The 2,836-nt window shown below is 59.3% G+C and carries 2 protein-coding genes and 1 pseudogene; all 3 read right to left on the bottom strand.

Going from position 1 to position 2,836, the window contains the following annotated elements:
- Nucleotides 1-146: 146 nt before the first annotated feature.
- Nucleotides 147-1,277, bottom strand: a complete 1,131-nt coding sequence (locus ACVWZ1_RS14250) for an aromatic ring-hydroxylating oxygenase subunit alpha (protein ID WP_457467414.1) — start codon at nt 1,275-1,277, stop codon at nt 147-149.
- Between the two features lie 226 nt (nt 1,278-1,503).
- Nucleotides 1,504-2,598, bottom strand: a complete 1,095-nt coding sequence (gene era, locus ACVWZ1_RS14255) for a GTPase Era (RefSeq protein ID WP_457503737.1) — start codon at nt 2,596-2,598, stop codon at nt 1,504-1,506.
- A 103-nt stretch (nt 2,599-2,701) separates the two neighbouring features.
- Nucleotides 2,702-2,836 (bottom strand): annotated as a pseudogene (locus tag ACVWZ1_RS14260) (RNA-guided endonuclease TnpB family protein); the annotation flags it as partial.

The raw sequence follows: 2,836 nt of genomic DNA on the forward strand, positions 1-2,836 counted from the left end.
AGCGGTGGGGCATCCCGTTCTCAAAGCTCAGGAAATGTCCTTTACAGGAGTCACTGTTCGCGTCAGCGGGACGGAGTCCTTGAAGCCCGCACTCTCTCGCTTTAGCGGCGCGGAGCGCTTTGCGTCAGCATGAGTGCGGGAGCATGTCACCAGCTTTGTTCTTCCAACTCCTGCATCTGCCGGCGGTATTCCCGCCCAAAGGCTTGCAGCAACCCTTCTGCATGGGAAAGAGGCCCTGCTTCATAGGCACGGGATCCCACCCCTTGCTGGGTGAGCTCGCACAGGTGCCAGTCCTGTCGGTTGGTGCGATCCCACAATTCCACCACCTCGCTGGGATCAAAACCATCCAGCGCCAAGGTCTCCGGCTCAAACAGCCAATCGCAGACAACCCGCGTCCGGTCGGATCCCTGGGGCCACAGAGTGTGGGTCATGACATAGTCCGGCTGCAGGCTCAAGAATAGATTGGGCATAAGGGTGTAGTAGTAGGCCCGCCGTTGGTTCTCGCCTCGCACGGTGGAGATCAGGGGCAAGCTGCGCTGGCCACTCATGTTTAGGCTGGTCACATCTGGATTGAGCAACATGTAGCCGCCCAAAAAGGGGCCTTCCATCAAGTCGTTGCGACCACTGCGAGCCGGCGAAAGGCGGGCCAATTCTGGGTGAATGAGCGGGCAGTGGTAGCACTCAGAGTAGTTTTCAAACAGCAATTTCCAATTGGCTTGAACGTGGTATTCAATACGATGGCCTCGCCGCAGAGCGGACAGGTTCCACTCTCGGAAACGACCTTGCAATGGGGCAAAAACCTCATCGAAGGGCTGAGGATGGCGGCTGAGGTTGACCCAGACGAAGCCTTCCCATTCTGCCAAGGCAGCGGAGTGGAGGGGATAATCTTCACGGCGAAAGTCTTCCACCTCGTGCATCTGGGGAGCCGCCAACAATTGTCCATCCAGCCCATAGCGCCAGGCGTGGTAGGGGCAAGGGATCCCATCGGCAAAATGGCCTTGGAGCTCGCTGCAGAGTCGGGTTCCTCGATGGCGACAGTGGTTGAAGAAGGCATGGGCTTGCCCCTTGGGATCCCGTACCAGGATCAGGCTTTCTCTGAGCACCTGCACCTGCAAAAAGTCTCCGGGTTGGGCCAGATCGGCACTGCGCCCCACGCAGAACCACTGCCGATAAAAAATCTGCTCAATCTCCGCCTCAAAGCGGCTGGAAGAAACATAGTAGTGGCCAGGCAGGGTGCGGGCGCCGGGTTGAACCGTAGCGGGATAGAAAGCGGTCATGGGGCAAAGCAGCGATAAGAAAAACTGCTGTGGGACTCCAGAGGCTTTGCTATCCAAGCTAACGCAGGGATCCCAGTCAGTATCTGTTCTAAGCAGGTCTAGGGCATTTTTGCAGCATTCCCCCCAGGCACGCCGTGCTGCTTGCGCGAATACCCCAGTCTCCTACCCACAAGGGGAGAGGGGGGCATAAGAACTCCGTCCTGCTGACGCAAATGGCTTATTCCCGCTAGGGGGACGTAGCGCTATAGCCCAAGTCGCGCAGAAGGTGCTCAGAGCGCCGCCAGTGGGGCCGCACCTTGACAAACAGCTCCAGGTACACCTTGCCCAGGATCAGCTTTTGAATCTGCAGGCGGGCTGCCTGGCCGATCCGCTTGAGCCTTTCCCCCCCTTTGCCAATGAGGATCCCCTTTTGGGAGTCCCGCTCCACATAGAGGGTGGCCAGGATGCGGGTGACGTTGGGGGTTTCTTCCACCTGGTCGATGGTCACGGCCACCGAATGGGGCACTTCCTCGCGGGTCTGCAGCAGCACCTGTTCTCGGATCAGCTCCGCCATGATGAACCGCTCCGGCTGATCCGTCACCAGATCCGGCGGGTAGTAGTAGGGGCCGGTGGGCAGCAGATCGATGGTGGCTTGGATCAGGGGTGTCAAACTGCTGGGATCCAAGGCAGACACCCAAACGACAGGAGCGCCGGGGCGCAGGGCTTGGTAGCTCTCCTGGTGAGCTTGGCGCACGGCAACATCCCGAGGCAGCAGATCCGCTTTGTTGCAGACGATCAGGCAGGGGGAAGCGGCAGGGATCCGCTCGGCAATAAAAGCATCCCCCCGTCCTGCCGGCACCGATCCATCCACCACGAAGAGGATCACATCCACAGCGGCAATGGCTGCCTGGGCGTTGTGTACCAAAATTTCCCCCAGGCGGTGGTGGGGCTTGTGAATGCCAGGGGTATCCACCCAGATGATCTGGGCTTCCGGCAGAGAGAGGATCCCCTGTAGGCGGTTGCGGGTGGTCTGGGCCACGGGAGAAGTAATGGCGACCTTTTGTCCCACCAGGGCATTGAGCAGGGTGGATTTGCCCACATTGGGCCGCCCGATCAGCGCTGCAAATCCCGACTTAAAGCCCGGCGGGGCAACCGGGATGGCAGACAGTTCCCCGCCCCCGCTGCTGATAGGATCGGGCACCGATTCCGCTTGTGCTTCAGAAGCCGAGGACTCCGTCCGAGCGGCGTGAACGGATCTTTGTCCTTCAGGGGAGGGATCCCTACCGTCTGGAGGAGAGTGGGAAGATCCGACGCTTTGCTCTTGTAGCTCTTCTTCTGCCATAGCCTTCAGTAAACCACCCGCACTCATGCTGACATATAGAGAGCGAGCTTTCGGTAGCCCTGTAGTTGGCAAGCCAATCACGTTCGCGAAGCCAGCCGTAGGCTTAGCCTCTGGGCTGGTTTACAGCAGCCCCCAAAAGTGCAATCATATTTGCCCCATTCAAGTCCGCATCCCCTTCCCATCCACAATGCTCACACTCAAACTTCTTCCCACTGCGATAGGATCGCGCAGGGTCGGG

This window comes from Thermostichus sp. MS-CIW-25 (genome assembly GCF_054060015.1).

Excerpts from the sequence above, each read along its gene's own strand:
- era (WP_457503737.1), bottom strand. The coding sequence starts at position 2,598 with ATGGCAGAAGAAGAGCTACAAGAGCAAAGCGTCGGATCTTCCCACTCT.
- ACVWZ1_RS14250 (WP_457467414.1), bottom strand. The coding sequence starts at position 1,277 with ATGACCGCTTTCTATCCCGCTACGGTTCAACCCGGCGCCCGCACCCTG.